We start from the raw sequence: 5596 nt of genomic DNA on the forward strand, positions 1-5596 counted from the left end.
CGCACCCGCCTGCGCGACACCGATCCCCGCTCGAACCAGCACCTCGACGCCGCGGTCCACCACGGCCTGGTGGCGGCGGGACCGGAGGCGGCGTTGGCGGCGGTACCGGAGGCGGAGGTGGCGGCGGAGGAGGTGGCGGCGGCTTCCAGCTGCCGACACCGGCGGAGATCTGGACCATGATCTTCGGTCCGGACGGTCAGCAGATCCCCGGTCAGGGCCAACCGAACTGGAACCCGCTGGAGTACGTGCAGAACATCTCGAACTTCCTCAACGGCAACACCCAGGCCCTCACTTACCTGCAGACCAACATCCCGCAAGCCCTCACGAACCCCGCACAGCTGCCCGCCCTGCTGTCCTACTTCGTCGCCTGGCAGACGTTCCGGGCGGTCAACTGGACCCTGCGCACCCTGCGCTTCCTGCTGCAAACCGCACCGCTGCTGGTGCCGGCCATGATGAATCTGGCGGTCGCCTACCTGGGTGGCCTGGTTGGCTTGTCCGGGCTGGCCGGCCTGGCGCCCACCGTCGCGCCGCCCATGCCCGCCGCGCCGGTACCGATTGCCGAAAAACCCGACCTGCCGAGCCCAATCCTGGCCGCCCCGGTGCTGACGCCCACACCCACGCCCACCCCGACTCCGGCCACCGCGCCGATAATCCCTGCTCCTGCCACACCGGCTGCACCGATGCCCGCGCCCGGCGTCGAGACGCTGGGATATCTCGTCGGCGGACCCGGACCCGACTTGGGCCCCACACTCCGGACCGGTCTGCGCGCCCGACAACCGGCCCGCGATTCGGCTCCGGTAGGGGCCGCGGCCACCACAGCGGCGCGCCGCGAACACAGGCGGGCCGCCCAGCGGCGGATGGTGATCGACCGCGGTTATCGGTATGAGTACTTAGACGATGGCGAGGCATCCGGCGCGGCCGATCACTACCCGGCTTCCGAAAGCGGCTCTACGGCCATGGGATTCGCTGGCACGTTGGCCGGGACCCCCGTGCGGCCGGCCGGACTGACCAACATTGCCGGCGACGGGTTCGGTGGCGGCCCAACCCTGCCATTGCTGCCCGGCGCAGCCGAAGAGTGACGGTTCTTTCGGGCCAACAGCACGCCACGCTATGGGCGCTGCCGGCCGATGTGAGATGGCAGTGACACCGGCGGCACGTATTCCCCGATCAAGGTGCGGTGCCACCAGGCGTGCTCTCGTCGCAACTCGGCCCACGTGGTGAAGCGGTAGCGGTACAGTTGCGCGCGCACGTGACGCGGCGGCGAATCCCCGAAAGGATTGTGCCGCAGCAACTTCAACGTATCCGGATCGTTGCTGAGCAGCCGCTGCAGGAACGGCCGCAGCCACGGCAGCGCGTAACCGGGGGAGAGGGCTGCGAACCACATCAACCAATCCAGCCGCAGGTGGTAGGGCGCCCATTGCCGGGGCAGGCGGCGCACGTCCCCGGGCTTGCCCTTGAATCGGTATTCCTGCCACACCGTTTCGTCGGTGATCTCGGCGTCTTCGGTGCCTTCGATCACTACTTCCTCGCGGGTGCGGCTGATGCTGCCGAACGCGCCGTACGTGTTGGCCAGATGAAACGGGTTGAACGACATGTTCATTCGCTGCTGGGACGACAGCATGTTCCGGGCGGGCCAATAGCTCAACACCAACATCCCGGCTGCGAAAACCAGCGTCAGCCCGACGAACCACGCCGGCGGCGCCGCGAACACCGGCTCATCCGGTAGCGGCAGCACCGCGGCCGCCGATGAGTGATCGATGGCGCTGAACGCCAGCAAGATGGTCACCCAATTCAGCCAGGCGAAGTTGCCCGACGCCACCAACCAGAGTTGAGTGACGACGATGATCGTCGCGGCCACACTGGCCACCGGCTGCGGGGCGAACAATCCGAACGGAATCACCAACTGCGACACGTGATTGCCGGCCACCTCGATGCGGTGCAACGGCTTCGGCAGGTGGTGAAAGAACCAGCTCAACGGCCCCGGCATCGGCTGGGTCTCGTGGTGGTAGTCCAGGCAGGTCAGATCCCGCCAGCACTTGTCACCGCGCATCTTGATCAGTCCGGCGCCGAACTCGACCCGGAACAACAACCAACGGATCAACAGCAACGTCAAAAGCGGTGGGGCCGTTCGGGCATTGCCCAGGAACACCATCAAGAACCCGGTCTCCAGCAACAGCGATTCCCAGCCGAACGAATACCAGACCTGCCCGACGTTGACGATCGACAGGTAGAGCGCCCACAGGACCAGCCAGCCGAGCATGGCCGCCCACAGCGGCACTAGGTCGGCCAGACCGGCGGCGATCGCCGCCGACAGCGCCGCCCCGAACCAGCAGACCGCGGCGAACCACCGGTCGGAGAAGCGGAAATGAAAGATGCTCGGAGCGGCCCGAAACGATCGCGCCGCCACGTACCTCGGCACCGGCAACATGCCGTGCTCGCCGATGAGCGCGCGGAACTGCTGCGCGGCCGCGACGAACGCCACCAGATAGAGCACCGCGGTGCCCCGCTCGAGCACCAGCCTGCCCAACCAATATTCGGGTGCCGAAAACCAGTCCATTGCAGTAATAACTATGCGCCGCGTCGCGGTGTCGGCACCACCGTGGCCACCACCGCGGCCACCGAGACCAGCGCCAGCAGCTGGACGCTCGCCGAATGCCCGGCATACCCGTCGACCGACCGCCAAGGATAACGGGACAGCACCGCACCGGCCAGGACCAGCCCGCCGGCGCTCAAGGCCAGGAAAACCCTGTCGGACAACAATTCTCGGTGCCATAGCGCATAGCGCAGACCCACCGCGGCGCCGACGACCAGCGCACCGGCCACCCCCGCGATCACCGCCCCGGCCGCTACCGCCACGAGTCCGACCCAGGGACCGGGCGCCCATGGCTGCGCGGGCGGCGACTCATCAGGCCTGCGGCGCCGCCACAGCGCCAACACCACCAGCAGCGGCAACAGCGCCAGCCCCACGGCCAGTCCGGCCCGGTACACCGAGTTCGACGCGAACGTCAGCGTGATGGTCCCCGCATCCCCGGCGGGCACCACCCAGCCCTGCTGCCAGCCGTTGACAGCCACTGGAGTCAACCGATATCCGGTGGTGGTCCGCGCCACCCACCCGGGATTGATGCTCTCGGGAACAACCAGCACCCGCGAAGCCGCCGACGCGGGCACCCGTACCTCGCGGCGCGCCGGTCCCCACGTCCCGGTCGAGGTTGGTACCGCCGTCGCGTCGGGCGGTTCGGTGACGCCCGGAACCGACAACTGCGCTCCGTCGACCACGAACGCGGCGCCGGGACTGATCAACAGTTCCTGCTGTCCGGCGGGCAGCGTTATCGGGTTGGTCTCGCAGGCGCGCGCCTGCACCGGCTGCCCGTCGAGTAACGCGCCCACCGTCGTCGTGATCGAGGTGTGCACGAACCGGCCGGCCACGGCGATGACCGGCCCGTGGTCACAGTCGACGGTGACCGTGCGGGCCCGGTTGCGGGCGGCGTCGGCCGGGCTGACCGGGGCACCGTCGGGGCCCAGCACCGTCACCTCGGCCAGCCCGGGCGGCTTGAGCTGGTCGAAGCCCAGCGCGTTGCGGTCGATGATGTCTTGCCAGTCGAGCAGGCTGACGGTCACGGTGTCGGTCACCCGGGGATGCAGCGGCAATGTCTGGGCCTGCCCGTCGTCGCCGAGCTGCACCGCGCGCGCCTGCGGGCCGTCGCCGAGGTCCACGGCCACCATCGTCGGATGCGCGGGCAGCGTCGTCCGGCTGGCCACCAGCCGCAACCCGGTCACCTCAACGGGCCGCGGCAGGGTCAGCGTCAACGTCGGCGGGGTCTTGTGCTGCACCACGCGCTGCGGCGCGGTCCAGGCCGTCGCGGGGTCACCGTCGGTGGCCGCATACGCCGAACCCAGCACGTCGACCACATCGGACTCACCGGCGGCGCGGACGGCGCCCGGCTCGGCGATCAGGTCGGCCAGCTTCGGTCCCTGCCGTGGCCGCACCCATACCGTCGGCGCCACTGCCGTCGGGCCGGGCACCGCGAGCGTGCGGCTGAAGTTGACCGGCTCTTCGGGCGTCAACGCCATCGACGCGGCGCAGCGCATGCTGTCCGGACCCGGCGCGCAGCCCGGCCGGCCCAGGAACTCCGAGCCCAGATCCCAGCCCGCCACCACCGACCCCGACGGTGGCCCGGGCACCTGCGCCGTGTGCCGCAACTGGACGGGGTGGGCGAAGCCGGACGCGTCGTACTGAGTGATCGCCAGGTCGGTGACGCCGAACTGCACGCCGGAGGAGCCGTCGTCGGTGGCTGCCGCGGTGATGCGCACCCACGGTGTCTCGCCGTAGGGCAGCGCTGCGGTCAACGGTTTGCCTGCCTCGTCGAAACGCAGCGTGGTGCTGCCGGTAGCCGTCTCGACCAGTATGCGGCGGACCTGGGCGCCGACCGCCGTGGCGCTGGGTGTCAAGGTCAGCACGGCATTGGTCACCGGGTGGTCGAAGTCGACCTGCAACCACTGCCCGACCGCGGCCTGCAGCGCGTTAGACACCCACGAGGTGGCCGGGTCGCTGTCGATGGCCGCGGCCGACGCGGTCGCCGCGGCGACGTCGGGAATGGCCGTGGCATCCGCCGAGGAACTCGACACCGTGATCCGGCCGCCGGTCCACGCGCCGTAGACCAGATCGGTGCCCGGCACCGGGTAGTCGGGCACCCGGTTGTAGGTGTGCCGGGCGTCGCCGGGTGCGCGGATCGCCGACGAGTGCTGGTCGACGCGCCCGTAGTCGGTTTCGCGGGCCACCGGGGTATCGGTGACCGTGACCACCGGGGCCGGCAGTCCCGCGGCGCGGGCGTCGGCGGTCATCAGCATCGGGCCCAGCGGCGGCCTGCCCGCCAGCCGCCGTCGTTCGTCGAGCCGCAACAACGACTCGGGGCCGCCGTCCACGCGCGCCATCCGGTCGGTGTCGACGAGGTAGGGCGCGCCCGGGTCGGCCGCGTCGCCCACCCGGTAGATCTCCACAGCGGGATAGCGCGGCCGCAGTCCGCTGTCGTTGACGAAGCCGGCCAGCGCACCCGGACCCACCGGCGCGCCGAACTGGGCCACTTTGGTCAGCCCCGGAGAGCCGGCCACGGCGCGGTGCACCAAGAGGGGCCGCGCCGACCGGGACGACTCCGGGTCCAGATCGTTGCGCAGCACCACATACGAGATGCCCTGCCGGGCCAAAGTGTCGGCCAAACCCGCCGACGGGCGCCCAGACGCGAACAGGCGTTGCACCGAATCCAGCGCGCGGATGGTCTGCGGCGGCGTCAACGGGATCGAGTCGCGCACCCCCCACGGACTGCTGCCCAGCACCTGCAGCGGCTCGTCGTGGCTGTTGCCCCAGACCTGGGTGGCGAACGGGGCGCCCGGCACCACCAGCACCCGCCCAGGTGCCGGGGTGCCGGTGTTGTGTGCGCTGAGCCAGTCGGCGGCCTGGTGCCAATACGGCGGTATCGCGTCGAACGCACCCGGCGGTGTCAGCCGACCGGTCCAGGCCAGTGAGGTGCTGACCAGCAGCCCGGTCATTGCGACGATGCCCACCGCGACCCGCTTGTCGCGCTCGGGGTGCGCGAACGCG

The 5596-nt window shown here is 70.3% G+C and carries 4 protein-coding genes; 2 read left to right on the forward strand and 2 right to left on the reverse strand.

From position 1 onward, the window contains the following. Together A9W95_RS27550 and A9W95_RS23350 are read left to right on the forward strand one after the other, a co-directional pair. On the forward strand, window positions 1-180 hold a 180-nt coding region (locus tag A9W95_RS27550; protein ID WP_216638196.1), incomplete at its 5' end, for a hypothetical protein. Beyond that, a complete protein-coding gene (locus A9W95_RS23350) occupies window positions 177-1079 on the forward strand; it encodes a hypothetical protein (RefSeq protein ID WP_067418421.1) in 903 nt (300 codons plus the stop codon). The genes A9W95_RS27550 and A9W95_RS23350, both read left to right, overlap by 4 nt. A gap of 29 nt (window positions 1080-1108) precedes the next feature. Here the strand turns inward: A9W95_RS23350 and A9W95_RS23355 are convergent, their stop codons facing one another. Both A9W95_RS23355 and A9W95_RS23360 read right to left on the reverse strand, forming a co-directional pair. Continuing rightward, the gene (locus tag A9W95_RS23355) at window positions 1109-2557 is read right to left on the reverse strand and encodes a lipase maturation factor family protein (RefSeq protein WP_067418422.1); all 1449 of its coding nucleotides are present in this window, start codon (window positions 2555-2557) and stop codon (window positions 1109-1111) included. A gap of 11 nt (window positions 2558-2568) precedes the next feature. Continuing rightward, window positions 2569-5596, reverse strand: a 3028-nt coding sequence (locus A9W95_RS23360; protein ID WP_067418424.1) for an alpha-(1->3)-arabinofuranosyltransferase family protein, incomplete at its 5' end; no start/stop codon positions are given.

The organism is Mycobacterium sp. 1423905.2 (assembly GCF_001673155.1).
Classification (GTDB): Bacteria; Actinomycetota; Actinomycetes; order Mycobacteriales; family Mycobacteriaceae; genus Mycobacterium.